Origin of the sequence: Microbispora sitophila (genome assembly GCF_014892245.1) — a bacterium.
GTDB classification, from domain to species: domain Bacteria; phylum Actinomycetota; class Actinomycetes; order Streptosporangiales; family Streptosporangiaceae; genus Microbispora; species Microbispora siamensis.
Window position 1 is genome coordinate 18986 of record NZ_JADBGC010000041.1, and the last position, 26392, is coordinate 45377.

10 protein-coding genes are annotated in these 26392 nt (G+C 72.9%); 8 read left to right on the plus strand and 2 right to left on the minus strand.

The window, feature by feature from the left end; genetic code table 11:
- The 4 genes from IL992_RS43135 to IL992_RS43150 all read left to right on the plus strand — a co-directional run bounded on the left by IL992_RS43135 (position 1) and on the right by IL992_RS43150 (position 19026).
- Positions 1-2562 carry an FtsX-like permease family protein gene (locus IL992_RS43135; RefSeq protein ID WP_193209066.1) on the plus strand — a complete coding sequence of 854 codons (2562 nt, stop codon included), beginning with the start codon at positions 1-3 and terminating at the stop codon, positions 2560-2562.
- 130 nt (positions 2563-2692) lie between these two features.
- A complete protein-coding gene (locus IL992_RS43140) occupies positions 2693-8428 on the plus strand; it encodes a non-ribosomal peptide synthetase (RefSeq protein WP_193209067.1) in 5736 nt (1911 codons plus the stop codon).
- A 12-nt stretch (positions 8429-8440) separates the two neighbouring features.
- Positions 8441-17668: a non-ribosomal peptide synthetase gene (locus IL992_RS43145; protein WP_193209068.1), complete on the plus strand. Its 9228-nt coding sequence runs from the start codon at positions 8441-8443 to the stop codon at positions 17666-17668.
- 8 nt (positions 17669-17676) lie between these two features.
- On the plus strand, positions 17677-19026 hold the full coding sequence (locus IL992_RS43150) for a serine hydrolase domain-containing protein (RefSeq protein WP_193209069.1): 1350 nt from the start codon (positions 17677-17679) through the stop codon (positions 19024-19026).
- Here the strand turns inward: IL992_RS43150 and IL992_RS43155 are convergent.
- On the minus strand, positions 18995-19768 hold the full coding sequence (locus tag IL992_RS43155; RefSeq protein ID WP_193209070.1) for a thioesterase II family protein: 774 nt from the start codon (positions 19766-19768) through the stop codon (positions 18995-18997). The two genes, IL992_RS43150 and IL992_RS43155, sit on opposite strands and share 32 nt — an antisense overlap.
- A 243-nt stretch (positions 19769-20011) precedes the next feature.
- Between IL992_RS43155 and mppP the strand changes: the two genes are divergently transcribed.
- From mppP to IL992_RS48105, 4 genes are read left to right on the plus strand one after another with little or no spacing between them, the layout of a single operon-like run.
- Positions 20012-21154, plus strand: coding sequence for an enduracididine biosynthesis enzyme MppP (gene mppP, locus IL992_RS43160; RefSeq protein ID WP_193209071.1), 1143 nt, complete (start codon positions 20012-20014; stop codon positions 21152-21154).
- Entirely contained in the window at positions 21154-22350 is a 1197-nt protein-coding gene (locus IL992_RS43165; protein ID WP_193209072.1) for an aminotransferase class I/II-fold pyridoxal phosphate-dependent enzyme, read from the plus strand. Before mppP ends, IL992_RS43165 begins: the two co-directional genes overlap by 1 nt.
- Positions 22341-23162, plus strand: coding sequence for an enduracididine biosynthesis enzyme MppR (gene mppR / locus IL992_RS43170; protein ID WP_193209073.1), 822 nt, complete (start codon positions 22341-22343; stop codon positions 23160-23162). Before IL992_RS43165 ends, mppR begins: the two co-directional genes overlap by 10 nt.
- A gap of 33 nt (positions 23163-23195) precedes the next feature.
- Complete coding sequence (locus tag IL992_RS48105; RefSeq protein ID WP_264295208.1) at positions 23196-23327, plus strand: hypothetical protein; 132 nt, start codon at positions 23196-23198, stop codon at positions 23325-23327.
- 7 nt (positions 23328-23334) lie between these two features.
- Here IL992_RS48105 and IL992_RS43175 read toward each other — a convergent pair whose 3' ends face one another.
- Positions 23335-26232 (minus strand): AfsR/SARP family transcriptional regulator, encoded by a 2898-nt coding sequence (locus IL992_RS43175; protein WP_193209074.1) that lies wholly within the window; start codon positions 26230-26232, stop codon positions 23335-23337.
- Between the last annotated feature and the right edge of the window lie 160 nt (positions 26233-26392).

Sequence of the window (26392 nt, forward strand, 5' to 3'; positions counted from 1 at the left end):
ATGACGCGGCGAGTGTTGTCGAGACGTGCGCTGTCCCTGGCCTGGAGCACCATCAAGGGCCGCAAGGGCGGATTCGTGGCCGCGTTCGTCGCGGTCGCGTTCGGGTCGGCCGTCCTCACCGCGAGCGGGATCCTGCTCGAGACCGGCCTGTCCTCCGGTGTTCCGGCCGAGCGCTATCGGGCGGCCGAGGTGGTGGTCGGCGCCCCGCAGACCTTCCCGGTCGCCGAGGACGTCGACCCCCGCTACTCCGAGCGGGTCCGGCTGCCGGCCGGGCGGGTCGAACAGGTGCGGCGCGTGCACGGCGTGCGAGCCGCGGTCGGGGACGTCAGCGTTCCGATGAGCCTCGTGACGGGGGACGGCCGGGTGCTGACCGGTCCGGACGGCGCGCCCCTGCTGGGCCACGGCTGGCCGGCCGCGGCGCTCACCCCGTTCACGCTGGCCGCGGGACGGCAGCCGCAGACGCCGGACGAGGTGGTGCTGGAGTCCCGGCTCGCCGAGCAGGCGGGCGTGTCCGTCGGCGGCACGGTGACCCTGGCGGTCGGCACGACCTCGTCGGCCTACCGGGTGGCCGGTCTGGTGACTCCGCGCGGCGGGCCGCTGACCAGGCAGGGCGCGCTGTTCCTGACCGAAGAGCGGGCCCGGAGCCTCACCGGGCAGCCGGACCGGGTGGACACGGTCGGCGTGCTGGCCGCTCCCGGGGCGGACCCCGATGAGCTGGCCGCCGACATCGAGGAGGCCGTACGCGGAGTCGTGACCTACACCGGGGACGAGCGCGGCGACGCCGAGATGCTCGACGTGGGGGCGACGCGGGCGTTCGTGATCGAACTGGCCCTGTCGTTCGGCGCCACCATGGTGATGGTCGTGGTGATCGTGGTCGCCGGCACGCTCGCGCTCTCGGTGCAGCAGCGGCGGCGGGAACTGGCGCTGCTGCGGGCGATCGGGGCGACGCCCAAGCAGGTCCTCGCCATGATCGGCGCCGAGGCGACCCTCGTGAGCGCGGCCGGCGCGGTGGCCGGCGCGGTGCCGGGGATCGCCCTCGGCTTCATGTTCCACCGGGTCTTCGCCGCGGTCGGCGTGCTCCCCGAGGACTTCGAGCTCGTGGTCGGCCCGCTGCCGGTGCTCGCGGCCATGCTGCTGTGCGTGGCCGGCGCCCGGATGGGCGGCTGGATCGCCGCCAGGCGCGCCGCGAAGGTCAGCCCGATCGAGGCGATCGGCGAGGCGGCCGTGGAGCCGCGCAAGCTGGGCTGGGTCCGGCTGACGATCGGCTCGCTGCTCGTCCCCGCCGCGCTGGCGGCCGCCGTCGTGCTGCCGATCGCGCTGCCGGGAGAGTCCGCCGTGGAGGGCGCGAGCAGTTCGGCGTTCCTGCTGGTCGTCGCCGTCGCCCTGCTCGGTCCCCGCCTGCTCACCGGCGCCGTCGTCCTGCTCGGGCCGCTGCTGAACCGAGGCCAGGGGGCCAGCGGGTTCCTCGCCGTCGCCAACGCCCGCGCCAGGTCGCGGCGGCTCAGCTCGGCCACGACGCCGCTCATCATGGGCGTCACGATGGCCGCCGCGCAGATCTTCAGCGCCACCACCCTGAGCGCCGCCGCGCAGGACCAGGTCGTGGACGGGCTCCGGGCCGGCTACGTCGTGACCCCCGCGACCACCGGACTGTCACCGGAGCTGGCCGGCGTGCTGCAGAAGACGGCAGGCGTGTCGGGCGTGACCCCGGTCGTACGGACGCAGACGCTGATCACCTACACCGACGGCGACAGCCGGCAGTACAAGATCTTCCCCACCCAGGGCGTCGAGCCGCGGGGCATCGCGGCGACCATGGACCTCGGCGTTCTGCGTGGCGACCTCGCCGGCCTGAGCGGCGAGGCGGTGGCGCTGAGCCGGATGGCCGCGGGCACCGTCGGCACGGACGTCGGCGGGACCGTCGACCTGCGGCTCGGCGACGGCACGCCCGTACGGGCACGGGTGGTGGCGATCTACGAGAAGGGCCTCGGCTTCGGCGACGTCACGCTCCCGCACGACCTGGTGATCCGGCACACCACCGACCGTCTCGACTCCTGGATGCTGGTCAGGGCGACGGGCGGGGACGCCGGGCTGCGGCAGGCCCTGGCGGCCTACCCGACGGCCCGGGTGGCCGACCGGGAGTCCTTCATGGCCGCCCAGGACGCCGCGGAGGCCGGAGGCGACGCGGTCGGCCTCATACTCAACGCGGTCCTGCTCGGCTACATCGCCATCGCCGTGGTGAACACGCTGGTGATGGCCACCGCGGCGCGCGTACGCGAGTTCGCCATGCTGCGGCTGATCGGCGCCCGGCGCGAGCAGGTGCGGTCGATGATGCGTGGCGAGGCGCGCATCATCACCGTCGCGGCCGTGCTCATCGGCACGCTGGCCGCGCTTCCCTCGCTGGTCGGCATCAGCATCGCGGTGAGCAGACGGCCCCTGCCGTCGATCCCGCCGCTCGCCTACGCGGGCATCGTCGCGGCCGCCGTCCTCGTCGCCTGGCCGTCCATCATGATCTCCGCGCGCGTCGCCATGCGGCGGCGGCCGGTTGAGGCCATCGGCGCCGAATAGGCGCGAACGCGCTGACCATCCTTTTTAGCGACCCAGTCAATGACATGGATCTATCCCCTCATTCCGGGCGAAGCTGGCATTCCCTGAATGGGTCAAATCCAGATTTATTCGTCGATGACGGAGGTCGACCATGTCGGTACGGGAAATCGAGGATCCGGTCCCGCTGTTATTGCCGGCCGATGTTCACCGGTCCGCGGCGGGCGCGCGTATCCCCGCGGCTCACCGATTCACGATCGCCGGAGAACTCGCCGACGAGCTGCGAAAGCTCGGCGCCCGTCATCACGCCTCGCTGTTCACGATTCTGGTCGCCGCCTGCCAGGTGCTGTTCGCCCGCTATTCGGGTCAGCAGGACGTCGCGGTGGGCGTGGCCACCGGCGGGGATCACGCCGGGAAACTGGTCCTGCGCTCGCGGGTGGCGGGCACGCAGCCGTTCGGGGCCTTCCTGGCCACGGTGGGGGAGACGGTGCTCGCCGCCCGCGCCGGAGGCGGCACACCGGCCGGGACGCGCGTGCTGGTGGTGCAGGGCGAAGTGCCGGCGGATCCGGTGGACCTGGCGGTGGTCCTGAGCGAGCGGACCGGTCCGATCGAGGTGACCATCGCCTACGACGCCGGGCTGTTCCTCGCCGGCACGGTCGAGCGGATGGCGGGCGCCCTCACGACGACGCTGGCCGCGGTGGCCGCGGACCCGTCCGTACCACTGTCCGAGCTGCCGCCGCTGACCGAGGCCGAGCGGCGGCGGGTGCTCGTGGAGTGGAACGACACGGCGCAGGACTACCCCGCCGACCGGTGCGTGCACGAACTGGTCGCCGAGTGGGCGCGGTCCTGCCCGGACGAGCGCGCCGTGATCTCCGACGATCTCACCCTCACGTACGCGGAGCTCGACGGCACGGCCGCGAGGCTGGCGGGGCGTCTGAGGGCGGCGGGCGTGACCGCCGAGTCCCGGGTCGGCATCCTGCAGAGCCGCGCTCCGCACGCCATCGTGTCGATGCTCGCGGTGCTCAAGGCCGGCGGCGTGTACGTGCCCCTGCACGACAGCTATCCGGTGGACCGGATCCGCTGGGTGCTGCACGACACCGGCGCGACGGTGCTCCTCACCGACCAGGCGATGGGCGCCAAGGCGCGGGAGGCCGGATTCCCGGTGATCGTGGTGGACGGCCCGGAGCACGACGAGGCCCCCGCCGCGCAGCCGCACGATCCCTCCACCGCGCAGCCGCACGAGTTCCCCGCCGCGCATGCCGGTCAGCTGGCGTACGTGATGTACACCTCGGGCTCCACCGGCACGCCGAAGGGCGTGGCGGTGACCCACCGGAACATCGTGAGCCTGGCGTGGGACCGCCACGCGCGCTCGGAGGCGCACCGGCGTTTCCTGTTCCAGTCCCCGCACGCCTTCGACGCCGCGACGTACGAGGTGTGGGTGCCACTGCTGACGGGCGGCCAGGTGGTGGTGGCCCCCGCCGAGCTGACCCCGCGCGAGCTGACGCGGGTGACCGAGGAGCACGGCGTGACCGCCGTGTTCATCACCGCCGCCCTGTTCCGCCTCTTCGCCGAGGAGTCCCCGGAGTGCTTCGCCGGGCTGCGCGAGGTGTGGACCGGGGGCGAGGCCCCGTCCCTGCCCGCGATGGAGCGGGTGCTGCGCGGCTGCCCGGACACGGTGGTGGTCAACGTCTACGGACCCACCGAGGTCACGACGTTCGCCGCGGCGCAGGTGGTGACGCCGGAGCATGTGCGCGCCGGCGTCGCGCCGATCGGTCCGCCGCTGGACAACACGCGGGCGTACGTGCTGGACGGGTTCCTGCGGCCGGTGCCCGTCGGCGCACCGGGCGAGCTGTACCTGGCAGGCGACGGACTGGCCCGGGGCTACTACGGCCGCCCCGAGCTGACGGCGGGCCGGTTCGTCGCCGACCCCTTCGCCGAGGACCCTTTCAACTCCGGCGGCCGCATGTACCGGACCGGTGACACCGTGCGGTGGAACGGGAACGGCGAGATCGAGTTCATCGGCCGGGTCGACAACCAGATCAAGATCCGCGGCTTCCGCGTCGAGCTCGGGGAGATCGAGACGGCGCTGCGCCTCTTCCCCGCGGTCTCGGAGGCCGTGGTCGTGGTGCACGAGGCCCACGGGACCCGCGGCCTGGTCGCCTACCTGGTGGCGGACGGGGCCGAGGAGGCGGAGCTGCGGCGGTTCCTGGGCGAGCGGCTGCCCGGCTACATGGTCCCCTCCCGTTTCGTCGTGCTGGACGCGCTGCCGATCAACGCCAACGGCAAGATCGACCGGCGGGCCCTTCCCGACCCCGGCGCCGCGACGGGCACCGAGACGGTGGCTCCGCGCACCGAGGCCGAGCGCGTGCTCGCCGGGATCTGGTCCGAGGTGCTCGGGGTGGCGGACGTCGGCGTGACCGACGACTTCTTCACCCTCGGCGGCGACTCCATCCTGAGCATGAAGGTGGTCTCCAGAGCCCGGGCCCGCGGGCTCGTCCTGTCGGCCAAGGACGTCTTCGTCCACCCCACGGTCGCGGAACTGGCGGCGGCCGCCGAGGCGGTGTCCCCCCAGGACGCGTACGCACAGAACGCGTACGCACAGAACGCGTACCCCCAGGACGCGAATCCACAGGACGCGAATCCACAGGCCGCGCTCGTCCCCGCGCCCCGGAGCCCCGGCCGCGTCGCCGGTTCAGAGGACGGGGTCGAGGACGTCTATCCGTTGACCGCGATGCAGAGCGGCATGCTGTTCGACGCGCTCATGGCGCGCGACTCCGGCCTCCACCTCATCCAGTTCGACCTGGTGCTCGACGGGGTCGACGACCCGGAGGCGCTCGTACGGGCCTGGCAGCGCGCGGTGGACCGGGACCCGATCCTGCGCACCGCCGTGGTCTGGGAGGACGTCGACACTCCCGTGCAGGTGGTGCACGAGCGGGCCACGCTGCCCGTCGTCCGCCTCGACTGGCGGGAGCTGCCCGAGCAGGGCAGGCACGAGGCGCTGCGCCGGCTGCTCGACGAGGACACCGCCAGAGGCGTCGACTTCACCGAGGCTCCGCTGAGCAGGCTGTACATCGCCAGGATCGGCGACACCGCCGTCCGGGTCGTCTGGTCGGTCCACCACATCCTGATCGACGGCTGGAGCGCCTCCGTGCTGCTCGCCGACGTCCTCGCGGACTACGCGGCCGTACGCGACGGCGACCCGCCGGCGGCCCCGCCCGAAGGCGCCGAGCCCGCGCCACCGCCACGCCGGGCGTTCCGCGACTACGTGGAGTGGCTCGGCCGGCGCGACGAGCCCGCGGCCGAGGACTACTGGCGGGAACGGCTGACCGGCTTCGACACGCAGACGAAACTGGCCTTCGACCGGCAGCCGGGCGAGGGCTACCGCCCCCGCGCGACCCGATCGCTCCAGGTGGACCTGCCGGAGAAGCTGGCCGCCGCGATCGCCTCCCGCGCGCAGGCCACCAGGCTGACGATGAACACCCTCGTCCAGGGCGCCTGGGCGATCCTGCTGTCGCGCTACAGCGGCGAACGCGACGTGTGTTTCGGCGCCACCGTGTCGACCCGGCCCGCCGACCTTGACGGGGTGGACTCCATCACGGGCATGCTCATCAACACGCTGCCCGTACGGCTGGAGGTCGACAACGGCCGCGACCTGCTGTCGTGGCTGCGTGAGACGCAGCGGGAGCAGGCCGCCGCCAGGGAGTTCGACTGGGTGCCGTTGCCCCGGATGCAGGCGTGGAGCGGCGTGCCCGCGGGCGTCAACCTGTTCGACAGCGTCCTGGTCTTTCAGAACTACCCGTTCAACCCCGGCATGGCGCCGGACGGCCTCGACCTGCGGCACATGGCCGTCGAGTTCATGACGAACTATCCGATCGGCCTCAGCGTCTTCCCCGGACGCACGCTGTCGATGCGGCTGCTCTACGACCCCGAGCTGTTCGACCTCGCCACGGTCGAGCGGGTCTCCCGGCACCTGCTGACCCTGCTGGAGTCCATTGCCGCCGATCCGCAGCGGGTCATCGGCGAGGTCTCCATGCTCGGCCGCGAGGAGCACCGGATGCTGGTGCGGGAGTGGAGCGGCTCGCCCGCCGGCTACTCCATCGAGCGGCGCATGGACGAAGTGATCAGCGAACGCGCCCGCCGGTGGCCCGGCGCCGTCGCGGTGGAACGCGGAGAGGACCGGCTGACCTACGCGGAGCTGGAGACGCGGGCCAACCGGCTGGCCCAGTACCTGACCGGGCTGGGCGTCGCCTCGGACGTACGGGTGGGCGTGGCCGTCGAACGCGGTCCCGACCTCGTGGTCGCGATACTCGGCGTGCTCAAGGCGGGCGGCGCGTACGTGCCCCTCGACCCGGACTACCCGCCGGAGCGGCTCCGGGTCATGATCGCCGAGTCCGGGCCCGCGGTCGTGCTGACCCACGAGCACCTGTCCGCGTCGTTCGCCACGGCGCCGGTCCGCACCGTGTGCCTCGACCGGGACTGGCCCGTCGTCGCCGGGCACCCCGACCGCGTGCCCGACACCCCCCGCGGGCCGCGCGACCTCGCCTACGTCGTCTACACCTCCGGCTCGACCGGCCGCCCCAAGGGGGTCATGGTCGAGCACCGCTCGCTCTACAACACGGTCGAGGCGGTGCGCGACCTGTGGCTGACCCACGACAGCAGGGTCTTCCAGCTCTGCCCGATGAGCTTCGACGCCGCCTCGCTCGACCTGTTCAGCACCCTGGCGGCGGGCGCCACCCTCGTGGCCCCCGTCGCGGCCTCCGGATACGGCGGCGCCCAGCTCATCGAGGAGCTGCGGACGAAGGCCGTGACCGCCGTGACCATGCCGCCCACCGTCCTGCCCGCCCTGGACGCCGCCGCGCTGCCCAACCTGGAGTTCGTCCGGGTCGGCGGCGAGGTGCTCACCAGCGAGATGGCGAGGATCTGGTCGCGCGGCCGGAGACTGGTCAACAACTACGGCCCGAGCGAGGGCAGCATCGCCGTCACGCTGTTCCCGGTGCAGCCCGGGACCGAGTACGACAACGTGCCGATCGGCGGGCCCATCCCCAACGACCGGGTCTACGTGCTGGACGACCGGCTCTCCCCGGTCCCGGTCGGCGTCACCGGCGAGTTGTACATCGGCGGCGACGCCGTGGCCCGCGGCTACATCGGCCGGCCCGACCTGACCGCGGAGCGGTTCGTGGCCGACCCGTTCGGGCCTCCCGGCGCACGCCTGTACCGGTCCGGCGACCTCGTCCGCTGGAACGCGGACGGCACGCTGGAGTTCGCCGGCCGCGTCGACGACCAGATCAAGATCCGCGGCTTCCGGGTGGAGCTGCGCGAGGTGGAGAACGTCCTCGCCGGCCACGACGGCGTGGCCGAGACGGCGGTGGTCGTCCGGCAGGACCACGCGGGGAACAAGCGCCTGATCGCCTATTGGGTGCCCGCGCCCGGCGTGCCCGCGCCCACCGCCGACGAGCTGCGCGCGCACCTGTCCGGCTTCCTGCCGGACTACATGGTCCCCGCCGCCTTCGTGCCGATGACGAAGCTGCCGCTCAACCGCAACGGCAAGCTCGACAGGGAGGCCCTGCCCGACCCGGGTACGCAGGACGACGCCGGGGACGGCTACCTGCCGCCGCGGAACCCGACGGAGGCGGCGCTGTGCCGCATCTGGTCGGAGGTGCTGGCCATCGACCCCGTCGGAGTCGAGGACAACTTCTTCGACCTGGGCGGCGACTCCATCAGCAGCGTCCGGCTGGTGTCGAGGATGCGCGGCGCGTTCGGCGTCGACATCTCACCCAACGACCTCTTCGACCGGCCGCGCATCGCGGCCCTGGCCGAGCGGATCCAGGTCAAGATCCTGGAGAACGTGTCGGCGGCGGCGTCCGGAATCGACGCCTCTTACGGGATCTGAAAGGCAGCCGACATGTCCACCTCTTTCGAAGACAAGCTTGCCGCCGTACCCGCCCATCTCAGCGAGCTCATCAGGCGCCAGCTCGCCGGCGAGTCCGCGACGCCCGCCGAGGACCGTCCGATCCGGCCCGTGCCGCGTACGGCCGGCCTGCCCATGTCGTCCGCGCAGCAGCGCCTGTGGTTCATGGCCGAGCTGGAGCCGGACAGCGCGGAGTACAACGCGCTGCGGGCCCTGCGGCTGCGCGGAGACCTCGACGTCGAGGCGCTGACCGTCGCCGTCAACCGGGTCGTGGAGCGGCACGAGTCGCTGCGCACGACCTTCGACGCCGTGGACGGCCGCGGCGTCCAGATCGTGCACGAGCACGTGGACCGCGCGCTCCCGGTCGTCGACGTGTCCGGCCGGGGCTCCGCCGCCCGGGTGGAGGAGTTCCTGCTCAGGGAGATGAGCTCGCCGTACGACCTGCGGGGCGGGCCGCTGCTGCGGGCGACGCTGCTGCGGCTGGGCGAGCGCGACCACGTCCTGGTGCTCGGCGCGCACCACATCGTCGTCGACGGCTGGTCGACGGGCAACCTCCTCGCCGAGCTGGCGGCGGTGTACACGGCCGAGCTGGCCGGGACGCGGGCGCAGCTGCCGCCGCTTCCGGTGCAGTACGCCGACTACGCGGCCTGGCAGCGGGAACGCGAGGCGGACGGCGTCCTGGACGGCCAGCTCGCCTACTGGCGCGGCCGTCTGGACCGCATGCCCGTGCTCGAACTGCCGGCCGACCGGCCGCGCCCGCCGGTGCGCACCCCGGCCGGAGCGGTGCACGAGTTCGAGGTGCCGGCGGAGCTGGTCGCCCGTCTCAGGGAGCTGGGCAGGAGCAACGGCGCGACGCTGTTCATGGTGCTGGTCGCCGCCACGAAACTCCTGCTCGGCCGCTACTCCGGCGAACGCGACATCGCGGTGGGCACCGTGACCTCGGGCCGCGGCCACCCGGACCTGGACCACCTGATCGGCTCGTTCATCAACACGCTGGTGCTCCGCTCGCAGGTGGACGAGTCGCTGTCGTTCACCGCGTTCGTCCGGCAGGTCCGCGCGACCCTGCTGGAGGCGTACGCCAACGAGGAGGTCCCCTTCCAGCGCCTGGTCGAGGCCCTGCGGCCCGAGCGGGACCCGAGCCGGCCGCCGCTGGTCCAGGTCATGGTCAACCTGCAGAACCTCGCCGACGGCGCTCCCCGGCTGCCCGGCCTCGAGGTGTCGGAGATCCAGCCGCCGATGAACGTGGCCAAGCTCGACCTCACCTTCGACTTCTACGAGGACGCCCGGTCGCTGACGTGCTACCTGGAATACAGCACCGACCTGTACGACCGGGCCACCGTCGAGCGCCTCGCCGGTCACCTGGTGACGCTGCTCGGCGCCGTCGCCGACGCTCCGGACGCACCCCTGTGGACGCGGGACATGCTCCCCGAGGCCGAGCTGCGCGACCTCGCCGCCGCGGCGCTCGGCCCGTCCTCCGGGCACGTCCCCGCCCGCCGCGTGCACGAGCTGTTCGACGAGCAGGCCGCGCGCCGGCCGGACGCGTACGCGGTGAGCTGCGGGGACGAGCGCCTGACGTTCGCCGAGCTGGCCGCCGAGGGCAACCGGCTCGCCCGGCACCTGACCGGTCTCGGCGTGGGCCCCGGCGCGCTGGTGGGGATCTGCCTCGAACGCGGCGTGGACGCGGTCGTCGCGATGCTGGGCGTGCTCAAGGCCGGCGCCGCCTTCCTGCCGCTCGACCCCGAGCACCCGGCGCAGCGGCTGGCGACGATGCTGGACGACGCTGACGCCTCCGTGGTGATCACCGAGCACCGGCTGCGCGACCGCCTCGCCGGACACGACGCCACGCTCGTCGACCTCGACCTCGACTTCAACCACCGGGACCGGCAGGTGCTCGACGGCCTGCCCGCGCTGTCCCCGGACGTCGCCGGCACCCCCGACGATCTGGCGTACGTCGTCTACACCTCCGGATCGACCGGCAAGCCCAAGGGCGTGATGGTCAGCCACCGCAACGTGCACCACATCATGCGGGCCTGGGACGCGCGTTACGGCCTGGAGCGGCTGCGCGGGAGCTGCCTGTCGGTGTCCAGCGTCGCGGTGGACGTGTTCTTCGGCGACTTCCTGCTGTCCGCGATGTTCGGCGGCGAGCTGCTCATCTGCCCCCCGGAGGTGATGAGCGACCCGCCCGCGCTGGTAGCGATGCTGCGCGAGCGGGCCCCGGAGATCATGGTCACCACGCCGTCGCTGGCCAAGGCGATCTCCCAGGAGCTCGCCGCAGGTGGCGGCGCCCTCGACTCGCTGCGCGTGCTCGCCGTCGGCTCCGAGCCCTGGCCCGCCGACGACTGCCGCGCGCTGCTCGAACACGTCGCCGCCCACACGATCGTCGCCAACGCCTACGGCGCGACCGAGACGACCGTCGACTCCACGATCTTCGACGTACGGGCCGAACCGATCGGCGCCGCGGCGACCGTACCGGTCGGACGGCCCATGCTCGACACCCGGGTGCACGTGCTCGACGAGCGCATGCGGCCGGTGCCCGCCGGGGTGTTCGGCGAGGTCTACATCGGCGGTGGCGGCGTGGCGCAGGGGTACTGGAACCGGCCCGGCCTGACCGAGCAGCGGTTCCTGCCCGACCCCTTCTCCGGCGAGCCCGGGGCCAGGCTGTACCGGACGGGCGACGTCGGCCGCCGGCGCGCCGACGGCAACCTGGAGCTCGCCGGGCGGGCGGACGACCAGGTGAAGGTGCGTGGCTTCCGGGTCGAGCTGGGCGAGGTGGAGGCCGCGATGACGCGCCACCCCGGCATCGCCGCCGCGGCCGCCGCCGTCCGCAGGGACGAGTCGGGCCGTGAGCGGCTGGTCGGCTACCTCGTCCCCGCCGGGGACCGGGCGCCCGACCTGGGCGAGCTGCGGGCCTTCCTCGCCGACATCGTGCCGGACCCCGCGGTGCCGTCCGCCCTGGTGACGCTGGAGGCGCTGCCGATGACGCCCAGCGGCACGCTGGACCGGCGCGCCCTGCCCGCTCCCGCGAGGGTGGAGCGGGCGGCCGGCCGTCTGGTGGCGCCCCGGACTCCGGCCGAGACCGTGCTGGCGGAGATCTGGGCGGAGGTCCTGGGCCTCGCCGGAGACGAGGTCGGCGTCGAGGACAACTTCTTCGCCCTCGGCGGCGACTCGATCCTCGGTCTGCAGGTGGTCTCCCGCGCACGGCGGGCGGGCCTGCGGCTGACCGCCAAGCAGATCTTCCGGCACCAGACCGTCGCCGAGCTCGCCGCGGTCGCCGTCGTCGAGGACACGCCCCGCCCGGCGGCGCTCCCGGTCACCGGCGACGTCCCGGCGACGCCGATCCAGCGCTGGTTCTACGAGGAGTTCCCCGCCGCGCCCGGCCACTTCAACCAGTCGATGTTCCTGGAACTGGCCGCCGGCGCCGACGCGAGCGCCGTGCGTGCGGCGTTCTCGGCGGTGCTCGCCCACCACGACGCGCTCCGGCTGCGGGCCGAACGTACGGCCGGCGGCTGGCGGCAGCACCACGCGGAGGCAGACAGCGGCGCGGAGGCAGACAGCGGCGAGGTGTTCCGGACGGTGGATCTGTCGGGACTCGACGCTCCCGCGCAGGACCGCGCCATGCGCGAGGCCGTCGGGCGGGCGCAGCGCGGGCTGCGGCCGGAGACCGGGCCGCTGATCCGCGCGGTGTTCTTCACCCTCGGCGGGGACCGCGCGCCGCGGCTGTTCGTCACCGTGCACCACCTCGTGATGGACGGCGTCTCCTGGCGCATCCTGCTGTCCGACCTGGTCACCGCCTACGAGGGAGCGGGACTGGAGGCGAAGTCGAGCTCCTTCAGGGACTGGGCGGTCAGGCTGGGCGAGGCGGCGGACGCGGGCAGGTTCGACGGGGAGCTGCCCTACTGGACGGACGTCGAGCGCGACGTCACGGACAGCGCGCCGCTGCCGGTCGACGGCACGGGAGACAACACCGTCGGATCCGCCCGCACCGTGTCGGTACGGCTGGACGCCGGGACCACCCAGGCCCTGCTGCGCGACGTGCCCGACGTCTACCGCACGCAGGTCAACGACGTGCTGCTCGCCGCGCTGGCGTCGGTCCTTTCCGAGTGGACGGGCGGCGACACGGTCGCCGTGGAGATGGAGGGCCACGGCCGCGAGGACCTGTTCGACGACGTCGACCTGTCCCGCACGGTCGGCTGGTTCACCACCATGTTCCCCGTCGCGCTGGCCGTGCCGCCCGCGGGGGACCGTGGCCGCGACTGGGGCTCGGTGATCAAGACGGTCAAGGAGCGGCTGCGCGCGGTGCCGTCCTCGGGGCTCGGCTACGGCGTACTGCGCTACCTGCGCGCGGGCGGGCTGCGCTATCCGGGCGCGGGCGGAGCCGCCGGGGCCGGCCGCGGCTGCCAGGTGGGCTTCAACTACCACGGCCGATTCGACATGACCACCGGGGACGACGGGCTGCTCCGCCGGTGGCTGCCGAGCCCGGTCCCGGACCGCGGCCCGGACCTGCCCCGGCAGAACCTGGTCGAGATCACCGGCATGGTCCGGCAGGGGCGGCTCGAGTTCGAATGGGAGTACTCGGCCAACCTGCACCGCGAGGAGACGATCGCCCGGCTGGCCGAGCGCTTCGCGGCCGCGCTCGGGCAGATCGCCCAGCACTGCGCACTGCCCGGCGCGGGCGGACGCACCCCGTCGGACTTCCCGCTGGCCGGGCTCGACCAGGAGGGCGTGGACAGGATCGCCGGCGACGGCCGGTCGGTCGAGGACGTCTACCCGCTGACCCCGATGCAGAGCGGGCTGCTGTTCCACTCGCTCGGCAGGCACGACGGCGACATCTACTACACGCACTTCGGCCTCGTGCTCGACGGCGTCACCGACCCCGGCGCGCTCGCCGCGGCCTGGCAGCGGGTGGTCGACCGTACGCCCATCCTGCGCACCGCGGTCGCCGGCGAGGACGTCGGCCGGCCGCTCCAGGTCGTCCACCGCGACGTCCTGCTTCCCGTGGCCCACCACGACTGGCGCGGGCTGCCCGAGGCGGAGCAGCGCGAGCGGCGGCAGCGGCTCTGGGACGAGTGCGCCCGGCAGGAGCTCGACCTCGCCACCCCGCCGCTGATGCGGCTGCACATCGCCCGGCTGGCGGAGACCACCGTGCACATCCTGTGGTCCTCCCACCACATCCTGCTGGACGGGTGGAGCTTCGCCGACGTGCTGTCGGAGGTGTTCGAGGAGCACTCCGCGCTCACCTCCGGCCACGTCACCACGCCGAGAACCCGTCCTCCCTACCGCGACTACGTGCGGTGGCTGGCCGAGCAGGACGAGAGCGCCGCGGCCGGCTACTGGAGCCGGGCGATGGCCGGGTTCACCGCGCCCACCCCGTTGCCGTACGACCGGCCGCCGGTGCGGTCGCACCAGTCCAGGGACACGGCCTGCCTGAACCTGGCGCTGCCGCCGGAGCGCGCCCGGCGGCTCGAGCGATTCGCCAGGGACGCCCGCGTGACGGTGAACACGCTGATCCAGGGCGCCTGGGCGATGGCGCTGTTCCGGTACGGCGGCGAGCGTGACGTCTGCTTCGGCACCACCGTGTCCGGCAGGCCGGCCGACCTGCCCGGGTCCGACGAGATGATCGGCCTGTTCATCAACACCCTGCCGGCCAGGGTGCGTGTGGAGGGCGACCTCGACGTGCTGTCGTGGCTGCGGCGCATCCAGGAACAGCAGGTGGACGCGCGGCAGTACGAGTACGTGTCGCTGGCACAGGTGCGCCAGTGGAGCGAGATCCCGCACGGGGCCAACCTCTTCGACAGCGCGGTGGTGTTCGAGAACTTCCCGTACGACGACGAGGCGGCGGCCAGGAACGGCCTGCGGATCCGCGAGCTGGTCAGCGTGGAGACGTCGAACTACCCGCTGACGTGCGTCGCCCATCTGACCGACACGCTGCGCATGCGCCTGGGTTACGACCCCGGCCTGTTCGACGAGGACACCGTCCGGCGCTTCGCCGACCACCTGCTGAACCTGCTGGACGCCATGGCCGACCACCCGGACCGCCCGCTGCGCGCGCTTCCCCCGGCGGGCGAGGCCGAGCTGCGCAGGCTGCTGGTGGACTGGCAGGACAGCGCGACGGGCTACCCCGCCCGCTGCCTGCCCGACGTCTTCGCCGAGCAGGCCCGCCGCGTCCCCGGGGCGCCGGCCGTGGTATGCGGGGACGAGCGGCTGACCTACGCGGAGCTGGACGCCCGCGCCAACCAGCTCGCCCACGAGCTGGCCGGGCGCGGAGTCGGCCCGGAGGTCCCGGTCGGCATCTGCCTCGAAGGCGGGCCCGAGATGGTGACGGCGGTGCTCGGCGTGCTGAAGGCGGGCGGCGCCTACCTGCCGCTCGACCCCTTCTACCCGCGGGAACGGCTGGCGTACATGCTCGACGACGCCGCCGTGCCCGTCCTGCTCACCGAGAGCCGCCTGGCCGACCGGCTGCCGCCGACCCGGGCCGAGGTGATCTTCCTGGACGAGCGGCGGGAGGCCGTCGCACGGCAGCCCCGTACGGCGCCCGAGACCGCCCTCGTGCCGGACAACCTCGCGGTGCTCGTCTACACCTCCGGCTCCACCGGCGTGCCCAAGGCGGCCATGGTCACGCACCGGGGCCTGGTGCGGCTGGTCATGGCCCCCGGACGGCACACCTTCGGCGGAGCCGGGACCATCGCCCAGCACCACTCGATCTCCTTCGACGCATCGCAGAACGAGCTGTGGAACGCGCTGCTCACGGGAGCCTGCCTGGCCGTGCAGCCCGGCGACTTCCGGTCGGTGGACCAGCTCGACGACTTCCTGCGGGCGCACCGGGTCGAGGCCATGTCGTTCTCGGCCGGGTTCTTCCACGCCATCGCCGACACCGACCCCGGCATCCTGTCCGGGCTGCGCAAGGTCGTCGTCGGCGGCGAGGCGCTGTCGCCCGCGCACTGCGCGCGGGTCAGGGACGCGCTGCCCGCCCTGGAGATCGTCAACGCCTACGGCCCCACCGAGTGCTCGGTGACCGCGAGCTGCTTCCCCGTGGACGAGGTCGCGGCGGGCGACGGCGCCGTCCCCATCGGCAGGCCGGTCGCCCACTCCAGGATCTACCTGCTCGACGGCGACCTGAACCCGGTCCCGACGGGGGTGGCGGGAGAGGCGTACATCGCCGGCGACGGCGTCACCCGCGGCTACTGGGACCGTCCCGCGATGACCGCGGAACGGTTCGTGGCCGACCCGTTCGGCCCGCCGGGATCGCGGATGTACCGCACCGGCGATCTGATGCGGTGGCGTCCGGACGGCACGCTGGAGTTCGTCGGCAGGACCGACGACCAGGTCAAGGTGCGGGGCTTCAGGATCGAGCTCGGCGAGATCGAGAAGGTGGTCACCGCCCATCCGGCGGTCGCCCAGGCCGCCGTCGTCGTACGGGAGGACCAGCCCGGCCACAAGCGCCTGGTGGCGTACGTCGTGGCGAAGGCGGGCGCCGGGGCCGAGCCCCGGGAGCTCGGCGCGTTCGCCGCCGCGAAGATCCCCGAGTACATGGTGCCCGCGGCGTTCGTCGTGCTCGACAGGCTGCCGCTGACCTCCCACGGCAAGGTGGACAGACGAGCGCTGCCCGAGCCGGGCCAGGACCTGGCCGGGCGGACGTACCTGGCCCCGCGCACACCCGCGGAGGAGACCATGGCCGCCATCTGGTCGGAGGTGCTCGGCGTCGCGCGGGTCGGCGTGCGGGACAACTTCTTCGAGCTGGGCGGCGACTCGATCCTCAGCATCCAGGTGGTCTTCAAGAGCAGGAAGGCCGGCCTGTCCGTCTACTCCAGCGACCTGTTCCGCCACCAGACCATCGAGGAGCTCGCCGCGGCGGCGGGCCGGAACGCGCCGGTCGCGGCCACCCAGGCGGTGGTCTCCGGGGAGGTTCCGCTGACCCCGATCCAGCGGGAGTTCCTCGGCACGCACACGGTCGCCCCGCACCACACCGTCCAGTCCGTGCTGGCCGAGCTCACGGCGGACGTGGACGAGGAGGCCCTGCGCACCGCCCTGGCGGCGGTCCTGCGCCAGCACGACGCGCTGCGCATGCGCTTCGTACGCGAGGGAGGGGACTGGTCGCAGCACAACGCGGCGGAGGAACCGGCGCAGGTGCTGCACCGGCACGATCTGTCGGAGGTCGCCGAGCCGGACCGGCGCCGCGTCATGGACGAGCTGGCCGTGGCGGCCGACTCGACCATGGACCTGGCCGCCGGTCCGCTGGTGCGGGCGCTGCTGTTCGACTTCGGGGCGGGGGAGCGGCCGTGGCTGTACGTCACCGTGCACCATCTGGTGGTCGACGCGGTGTCCTGGCGGGTGCTGAACGACGACCTGGACACCGCCTACCGTCAGGCCGTCGGCGGCGAGCCCGTGGACCTGGGGCCGAAGACGTCCTCGTTCCAGGAGTGGTCGCGCCGGCTCACCCGGCACGTCGCGGACGGCGGGTTCGGCGAGGAGGTGGATTACTGGTCCGCGGTGCCGGAGAGCACACCGCTGCCCGTGGACCGCGACGGCGTCAACGTCGTGTCGTCCAGGAGGATCGTGCGGGTCTCCCTCGGGGAGCGGGAGACCTCCGCGCTGCTCCACGTGGCGCCGGGAGTGTTCCGCGCCCGCGTCAACGACGTGCTGCTCGGCGGCCTGGCCTGGGCGCTGTGCCGGTGGACGGGCGAGGACCGGCTCGTCATCGAGCTGGAGGGCCACGGCCGCGAGGAGATCTTCGACGACGTCGACCTGTCCCGCACGGTCGGCTGGTTCACCAGCTCCTACCCGGTCCTGCTGGAGGTCCCGGCCTCCGGCGAGGAGGAGGACTGGACGCCGGTGGTCAGGTCCGTGCGCCGGTCCCTGCGCGCCCTGCCGGGCAACGGCCTCGGCTACGGAGCGCTGCGCCACCTCGGCCGCTCCCCGCTGACCGGGCGCGCTACGCCCCAGGTGCTGTTCAACTACCACAGCCAGATCGACGAGATCACCAGGACCGACGGCAGGTCCCTGTACCACGCCTTCCACGACACCATCGGCCAGGAGCAGCACCCGGACGAGCGGGTGATCCACCCCCTGGAGGTCGTCGGCGCGGCACAGGGCGGCCGGCTCTCCTTCGACTGGCACTACTCCGAGGGCCTGCACGACCGGGACACCGTCGAGCGGGTGGCCGAGGACTTCCTGGGGGCGTTGCGCTCGCTCGCCCGCTCCTGCGACCCGGCGATCGAAGGGTGAGGACGCCCATGGACGACATCTCCGAACGGCTCGCGCGCCTGGTGCGGCGGCACCGTGTCCCCGGAGCCCAGCTCGCCGTACGGTGGCGGGACCGCACGTTCACCGCGGAGGCCGGTGAGGAGATCTGCGGGAGCGGCCGGCCGGTCACCGCCCGGTCGGCGTTCCCGCTGGGCTCGCTCACCAAGCCCTTCACCGCCACGCTGGCGATGATGCTGGTCGCCGACGGCGACCTCGACCTCGACGCGCCGCTGGCCGGTTACCTGCCCGGGCTGGGGTCCCCGGCCGGGCGGGCGACCCTGCGGCAGCTCCTCAGCCACGCCGCCGGGCTGCCGGCGAACGTGGACGAGTCGGCGGCGGGCCTGACCCGCCGCCGTTGGGCGGCCTCCGACGGCACCGCACCCGTACATCCGCCCGGTTCCGCGTTCTCCTACTCGAACGCCGGCTATCTCCTGGTGGCACACCTCGTCGAGGTGGTCACCGGGATGGACTGGCGGGCGGCCGTGGAGTCGTTCCTGCTGCGCCCGCTCGGCATCGAGCCGCTGTTCGCGGCCGACGCCGGGCGGTCCGGCACCCGGCCCGCCGCCCTCGGGCACGTGGTGCGGCCCGGGGCCCCCGCGCTGCCGATCGCCGAGCAGTCGGTCACGAGCCTGGAGGAGCCCGTCGCCGGGCTCGCGGGCAGCGCGAGCGATCTGCTCGCGTTCGCCGGACTGCACCTGCCCGGGCACGCCGGGCCGGGCCTGCTGGACCGCGACGGCGCCGCGGAGATGCGCGGGGACCAGCTGGGCGGCCTGGCCGCCGGCCCGTTCGGGCTGGCGGACGGCTGGGGCCTCGGCTGGTCCCTGTACGGCGGGCCGGCGAAGACGGCAGCGACGGCGGGGCCGGCGGGGGCGGCAGGGTCGTGGTTCGGGCACGACGGCACGGGCGACGGCGCGTGGTCCCATCTGCGGGTGGAGCCGGACAGCGGCACCGCGGTGGCCCTGACGGCCAACGGGACCAACGGCGCCGTGCTGTGGGAGGCGCTGGTCGGGGAGCTGCACGGGATGGGCCTCGACGTGGGCCACTACCCCCTGGGAACGCTGGCCGACCCGGGGCCGCCCGCACCCGGGCCCGCGGAATGCGCCGGCGACTACGCCAACGGTTCCTGGACCTGCGCCGTCGAGGCGGCGGACGACGGTCTGTACCTGTCGGTCGGTGCGGGACCGCGCTGGCGGCTGTCGTGCACGCGTGACCTGCGCTTCACCACCGAGGGGTCGGACGCGGGGTCGATGCCCTACGTCGGCAGGTTCCTCCGCGATCCCGCCACCGGCCGGGTCGGCCTGGTGCAGATCACCGGCCGGCTGGCCCGGCGCCGCCGCTGACCTCGAGCAGATCCTCCCCGATCACGGGGAGGATCTGCTCCGTCATCTCGTGGATGAAGAAGTGCCCGCCCTCGTAGAGACGCACCCGGCACTCCGCCGTGGTGTGCCGGCTCCAGCGCCGCATCTCCCCGGCGGTGGCGTGGTCGTCGTCGCTGCCGCCGAACACCGACACGGGGCAGTCCAGCGGCGGCTCGGGACGGTAGCGATAGGTCTCCGCCACGGTCATGTCGGCCCGCAGCATGGGCAGCAGGGCCTCGAACAGCTCCGGATCGTCCAGCAGCTCCGGGGGAGTGCCCCCGGTCTCGCGCAGCCAGCGCGTCAGCTCGGGCGTGGGCGCCTCACGCACGAAGGGCCCGCGGGGCGGGAGGTGGGGCGCCGACCGGCCGGACACCAGAAGCCTGACGGGCGCGCCGAGCCCCGCGCGGCGGATCCACCGGCAGCTCTCGAAGGCGATGATCGCCCCCATGCTGTGGCCGAACCAGGCGTGCGGGCGGTCCAGCAGGGGCGAGACGGCCCGGACGAGCTCGGGCACGAGGTCGTCGGCCGAGGTGTACGGGGTTTCCCCGAAACGCAATTCCCGGCCCGGCAGCCGAATCGCGACAACTTCGATGTCGGGCGCCAGCAACGGCGCCCAGGAGCGATAGGCGCTCGCTCCGCCGCCGGCGTGCGGGACGCAGAACAACCGCATTCTCGGCTCGTCCAGGGTTTTCCAGCGGACGTCCCAGCCGCTGACCGACGTCATTGTGAAAGCCTGGCTTCTGGTTATGCTCGTCATCGGGCGCCCCCTCCGGGCCGGAAATGTCGCGTACGCGGCCGCGTACGGGAGAAACCGCAGGCAGCCACGCAAGTATGGTCCTTTCGGCCAGCATCGGAGTCGACATTTTTGAATTATATGGAAAACGTGCAGGACGGCACTTCCCGGCCCTTGCCGCTTTTGTTCCGGTGATTCATCATCGCTTGTGTCCCCAACTGAGCGAGGTGCGTGATGACCGTCCTGCAGAATTCGGTGCCCGTGGATCTGGGAAATCTCACCCAATACGAATTCCTGGCCCTCAACAGTCCGCTCAATCTTTCCGACGGCCACGCCCGTCAGGAGCTCACCGCCGGCCAGGCCAGGATCGTCGAGGAGCTGCCGGCCCTGTGGGCCGACGCGCTCAAGCGGCCGGTGGCCGAGGTGGAGGCGGACGCCCGCAGCGCCTTCTTCGGCCTGTTCGGCCAGCACAGCTACCCGAGGGGCGAGGGCCGGGTGCTGGCCTGCTACTCCTCGTCCGTCGCGATGGAGATCTTCGCCAGGTCCCTGGCGACCGTGAGCGACGCGATCGGCCTGATCCACCCGACCTTCGACAACATCCCCGACATCCTCCGCGGCGTGGGGCTCACGCTCCTGCCGATCGAGGAGGACGAGCTGCACCACGGCGACCTCGACCCGTACCTGATGAGCCGGGTCGGCGCCATCTTCGTCACCACTCCCAACAACCCGACGGGCCGGGTGGTGTCGCAGGAGCGGCTGCGCGCCCTGGCCGAGCAGTGCGCCCGCTACGACGTGGTGCTGGCCCTGGACACGTGCTTCCGAGGCTTCGACACCCGGGCGCACTACGACCACTACGCCGTGCTCCGCGAGAGCGGCTGCCGGTGGGTGGTCATCGAGGACACCGGCAAGCTGTGGCCCACGCTGGAGCTCAAGATCGGCTGGCTGGTGTCGGCGGAGGACGTCGGCCTGCCGATCGAGAAGGTGTACTCCGACATCCTGCTCGGCGTGTCGCCGTTGATCATGTCCATGGTGCGGCGCCTCGCCGAGGACGCCGCCGGCGGCGGGCTGGCCGAACTGCACGAGTTCATCGCCGGCAACCGGGCGCTGCTGCGCAGCGCGCTGGCCGACGTGCCCGACGTCCACTTCCTCGACCCGGGCTCGCGCGCCAGCGTGGAGCGGATCGGCATCGGCTCGCGTTCCAACCTGGCCGTGTGGTCGGCGCTGAGCGAGCACAGCGTGTTCGCGCTGCCGTGCCAGAAGTTCTTCTGGGCCGACCCCGCCCGCGGCGAGGGAATCCTGCGCATCGCGCTGGCCAGACCGCCGGCGGCGCTCGCGATGGGTGCGGCGGCGTTGCGGACCGTGCTCTCGGAGAGCTGATGGGCGCGGCCGGGAACGCGGCCGGACCGCTGTCGCACCGCAGGCGGTGGTATCCGGACGTCGTGCAACAGGTGGCCCCGCCCGGGACGTTCGACCTCGGGCCGGGCTACCTGGATCCCGGGCTGCTGCCGGTGGACCTGCTTCGCGGGGCCTACGCCGACGCGCTGGCCGAGTTCGGCTCGGCGGCGCTCAGCTACGGCCCCAATTCGGGAGCGCTGCCCCTGCGGGCACTGCTCGCCGACCGTCTCGGCCCGCCGTGCACGCCCGACCACATCATGGTGACGTCGGGTACGTCGCACGCGCTCCACCTGATCGCCACCATCCTGTTCCGGCGGCACGACGTGGTGCTCGTCGAACAGGTGGGCTACGACCTCGGCCACGCCATCCTCGCGGATTCGGGCCTGCGCCTGAGGGCCGTCGAGATGGACGACTCCGGCATGGTGCCGGAGGCGCTGGAACGGGCGCTCGGCGCGGCCGGGGACACCCCCGCCTTCATCTATCTCAACCCCACGTTCCACAACCCCACGGGGCTGCTCGTGCCGTCCGGGCGACGGCGCGAGCTCCTCGCGGTCGCCGCCGCGTACGGGGTGCCGATCGTCGAGGACGACGCGTACGCGGAGATCAGCCTGACCAGGAGCGGGATGCCCGGCTCGATGGCCGAGTTGTCCGGATACCACGGCGTGATCCGGCTGGGCTCCTTCTCCAAGTCCCTGGCCCCCGGTCTGCGCCTCGGCTGGCTGGCGGCCGATCCCGAGACGGTGGCCAGGATCCAGGCGCACCACGTGTTCGACAGCGGCGGGTCACCGAACCACCTGGCCTCGCTCGCGGTGACCACCCTGCTGACGACCGGCGCCTACGATCGGCACCTGACCTGGCTCAGGTCGGCCCTGCGGGCCCGGCGCGACGCGCTCGCCGCCGCGCTCTCGGCGAACCTGCCGGAGCAGTTCGTGTTCGACCGGCCGGCGGGCGGGTTCTTCCTGTGGGTCACGGCCGACGGGGAGCGGGACGAGCGGGGGCTGGTCACGGCGGCGCGGAACGCGGAGGTCAGGGTGCTGGCGGGCTCGCGGTTCGGCCGGCTGGCGCGGCCCAGCGTCAGGCTGGCCTACAGCTTCAACTCCCCGCCCAGGCTGACGGCCGCGGCGCACCGCCTGGCCGCCGCCTGGAATCCCACAGAACGGAGACTCCTATGCTCCTGACAGAACCCGGCGGACCCGGACCTCACGGATACAGCCTCCCCCTGTCGCCGTCCGGAGAGTCGGCCATGGTCAGCCCACCCCCCTGGCACTTCTCCGGCGACGTGATCATGGTCGAGTACCGTACCGACCCCGATGTGGCGGCGGCGTTCCTCCCACCCGGGGTGGATCCCGGGCCCGATCCCGGCGCCGCCGCCGCCGTCTTCGCGCACTGGCACTGGCGTTCCGAGACCGGGCAGGAGGCCGGCGACCCGGCGCGCAGCCAGTTCAGCGAGTTCCTGATCCTGCTCGGCTGCACGGCGGAGGGGCGCCCGATGGCGCGCTGCCCCTACGCCTGGGTGGACAGTGCGGTGCCGATGGCCCGCGGCTGGATCCAGGGCATGCCCAAGCAGTTCGGCGCCGTCCACCTGACCCATCCCAAGGCCGTGGGCCGCACGGGCCCGCACCTGGCCGAGGGCGGGGTCTTCCACGGCGTCGCCTCCCAGTACGGCTGCCGCATCGCCAGGGCGAGCGTCACCCTGTCGGGGCGGGTGGCCGAGCCGCCCGCGCTGCACGCGGTCCCGCTGGTGCACACCCGGCATTTCCCGGCCTGGGTGCCGCCGGAGGAGCCGCTGTCGCAGCTCGTGGTCTCGGCGGTCGACGACGTACGGTTCGGCGAGATCTGGTCCGGACAGGCGAGTCTCGACTTCGCCGGCGACCTGCAGGGGGATCTCGCGGCTCTCAGGCCGGTCGAGGTGGGCGGCGGTTTCGTCTTCTCCTACTCCGAGACGCTGCGCCACGGCCGGGCGCTGTCCGGCGAGGCAGGGCGGGGATAGGCCAGAGGTAGCGGCGCCATGAAGGATCCAATCATGAGAATCACACGAGCGATCGCCGCAGCCTTCGTCACTGTCTCGGCCCTCCTGGTCGTCGGGCCCGTCGCGGCGAGCGCGACGCCCTCCGTGCCGTCGGACCCACCCTGGGATGTGCCCATCGCGCATTAGGACCGCTCTAGGGCACCGCCCTCGCCAGGCCGGCCAGCCCCTCCCGCGCCCGAGCGGCACCCGCGTCGTCGCCGAGCGCGTGATACAGCGTCCGGGCGACCATGTAGTCGGCCGCCGCGAGCGTCATCTCTCCGCTCTTCACATATTCCGCGGCCAAGGCGCACCGCGCCTTGGCCTCCGTACGCCGGTCGCCGGCGATCTGCGCCAGCTCGCAGCCCTCCAGCAGATTGAGGAACCCATCGTGACGCCGGCCTCTCCTGATCTCGAGGTCGCCCAGATCGACCAGGATGAACGCGGTGCCCACGTGATGGTCGAGCGATCGGGTGATCCGCAGGGCGTTCCGGAACCCCGTCTCGGCGGTGTCGGGATCGCCGGCCTGCGCGTCCAGCACCGCCATGGTGTGCAGGATCTGCGCTTCCAGCCCGAGGTTGCCCGCCGTGTGCGCCAGCAGCCTCGCCTTCTCCAGGTACACGCGGGCCGTCGCGTCCGCGTGCCGGTCCAGATAGATCTTCGCTATCCCGTGCACGGCTCCGGCCTCGCCCCCGCAGTCGCCCGCCCTGGCAAGCAGCGCGACGGCCCTCGTGTACATCTTCTCCGCCCCCTGCAGGTCCCCACCGGCCCGGTTGATGGCGGCGAGGTCGCTCACCGCCAGGCCCTCTCCCGCGGCGTCGTCGAGGCCGTGGAACAGCTCGGCGGAGCGTTCGAGCAGTTGACGCGCCTCGTCCCGGTCGTGCCGGATGATCGCCCTGTGCCCCTGGGAGTAGAGCATGACCGCCTCGCCGCGAACGTCTCCCGCCTGCCGGGCCGTCTGCAGCGCGCAGTCGGTGATCGTGCGCCACACCTCGAAGTGGCCACCCGCCTCCAGAAGGGGGAACAGGGCCAGCGCCAGCTCCCAGCAGTACTCCGTCTGGCCCTGCTCGGCCGCCTGCTGCGCCGCCGTCGCGAAGCGCGTGGGCTGCGACTCCAGCCACACCGGCGCCCAGCCGGGCGGCAGGCGGTCGAGCCAGTGCTCGGGCGGCTGCCAGCGCGGGGCGGAGCCGCGCACGACGCCCCAGTGACCGCCGCGGACGGCGACGTAGGCGGCGTCGCTCATGCTGAGCAGCGCGCCGAAGAACCTTTCGAGCGCCGACGCCCGCTCCTGCGGCGGATCCTCTTTCATCGCGCGGTTGTGGGCCAGCGCCAGCACCAGGTCGTGGCAGGTGTAGGCGGGGCCCTCGTACGCGCTCGCGCCGGCCGGCGTGAGGAAGCCGGCCTCGCTGAGCTGGTCGAGGCGCTCTTCGGCGGCCGGGAGCGGCATGTCGGCCAGGGCGGCGGCCGTCCACGCCGACACGGTGCGGTGACCCAGCAGGCCGATGCGCCTGAGCAGCGTCCGGGTGTCGGCCTCCAGCGTGCCGTACGCCCACTCCAGCACCGGCTCGACCTCGCGCAGCTCCGACAGGATGCGCTGCCGCACACCGAGACGCGCGGCGACCTTCCCGATCGGCCAGGCGGGCCTGGCCGCCAGGCGGGAGCCGACGATGGCCAGGGCGAGCGGCAGGCCGAGGCACGCTTGGATGATCTCGTCCACCGCCTTGGGCTCCGCGGCCATCCGGTCGGTTCCGGCGTTCTGCGCCAGCAGGGCTCTGGCGTCGTCGGGTTCGAACGGCTGCAACGGGATCAGGGTGACGCCGTGAAAATGAGAGGCCCCGGCACGGCTCGAGACGATCACCGCACAGCCGGCGCTCCCCGGCAGCAGCGGAGCGATCTGCTGGGCGTCGGACGCGTCGTCCAGGACGATCAGCAGGCGCTTGCGTGCGGTCAGGGAGCGGAACAGCACAGACCGCTCCTCTATGTCGGAGGGGGTGGCCGGGCCGCTCACGCCCAAGGCGCGCAGGAACCTGCCCAGCACGTCGTGCGGCCTGGCCGGACGAGGGCCGGCGCCGCCGAGGTTGGCGAACAACTGGCCGTCGGGATAGTCCGCGGTCACGAGGTGCGCGACCTCGAGCGCCACGGTCGTCTTGCCGACGCCCCCGTTGCCCACGATGACGACGACCGGCAGGTGCCTGCGCTGCTGGGGGGTCAGCGCCATCACCGCCTGCTTCAGCTCGCCGTCCCTGCCGATCATCGACGGCAGGCCCGCGGGAAGCTGCTGCGGGGTGAACGCGGCCGCGGGCGCCTGCTGCAGGGCGGAGTCCTGCCGGAGGATCTGCTCGTAGAGGTGCTGCAGATCGGGCGAGGGGTCCACTCCCATCTCGTTGACCAGGCGGTTGCGCAGGTCGGCATAGGTGCGCAACGCCTCGGTCGTGCGCTGCGCGCGGTAGAGGGCCAGCATGAGCTGGCCCGCGAAGCGCTCCCGCATGGGATGGGCGGCGGTCAGCAGGTGCAGCTCCGGGATCACCTCCGTGTAGCGGCCCAGCTCGAACTGCACCTCGATGTTCTCCTCCACCGCCGCCAGGCGCAGTTCCTCCCACCGGTGCGCCTCTGTCACGAAGACGTCGCCGTCGAAGCCGGCCAGCGCTGGGCCCCGCCACAACTCCAGCGCCTCGCGCAGGTCGCGGGCCGCGTCGTCGGTACGCCCGGCGCGCAGGGCGGCCCGGGCCTCCGCGACCAGTTGCTCGAAGACTTTCGCGTCGACGCTGTCGGGCGCGGTGACCAGCAGGTAGCCGTCCGTGCTGGTCTGAATCGACGCGGTGCCGAGCAGGTAGCGCAGCCGCTTGACCGCGCCGTGGATCTGGGTGGACGCGGTCTTGCGCGGGGAGTCGCCGTACAGGGCGTCGATGAGCTGGTCCTTGGAGACCGCCTCGCCGGGGGAGAGGAGGAGGCGGGCGAGCACGGTGCGGTCCCGCACCCCCGCGACGGGAATCTCCGTCTCACCCCGGCGGACGATCAGTGGGCCGAGTATTCCATAGTTGAAAACTGGAACCATCTGCTCCGCCTTGTCCACAGGTTACTGCTCTGCGCCCCCGCGACATTTATCGGGTTCGTGCCGAGAAATGTTCGCAGATACCCGTGCCTCCGCACCTCCTGACCGAACACCCGCCCGAAGCGCTCCGTGGCGCATTCGTAACCGATTGTTCACTGGTTTG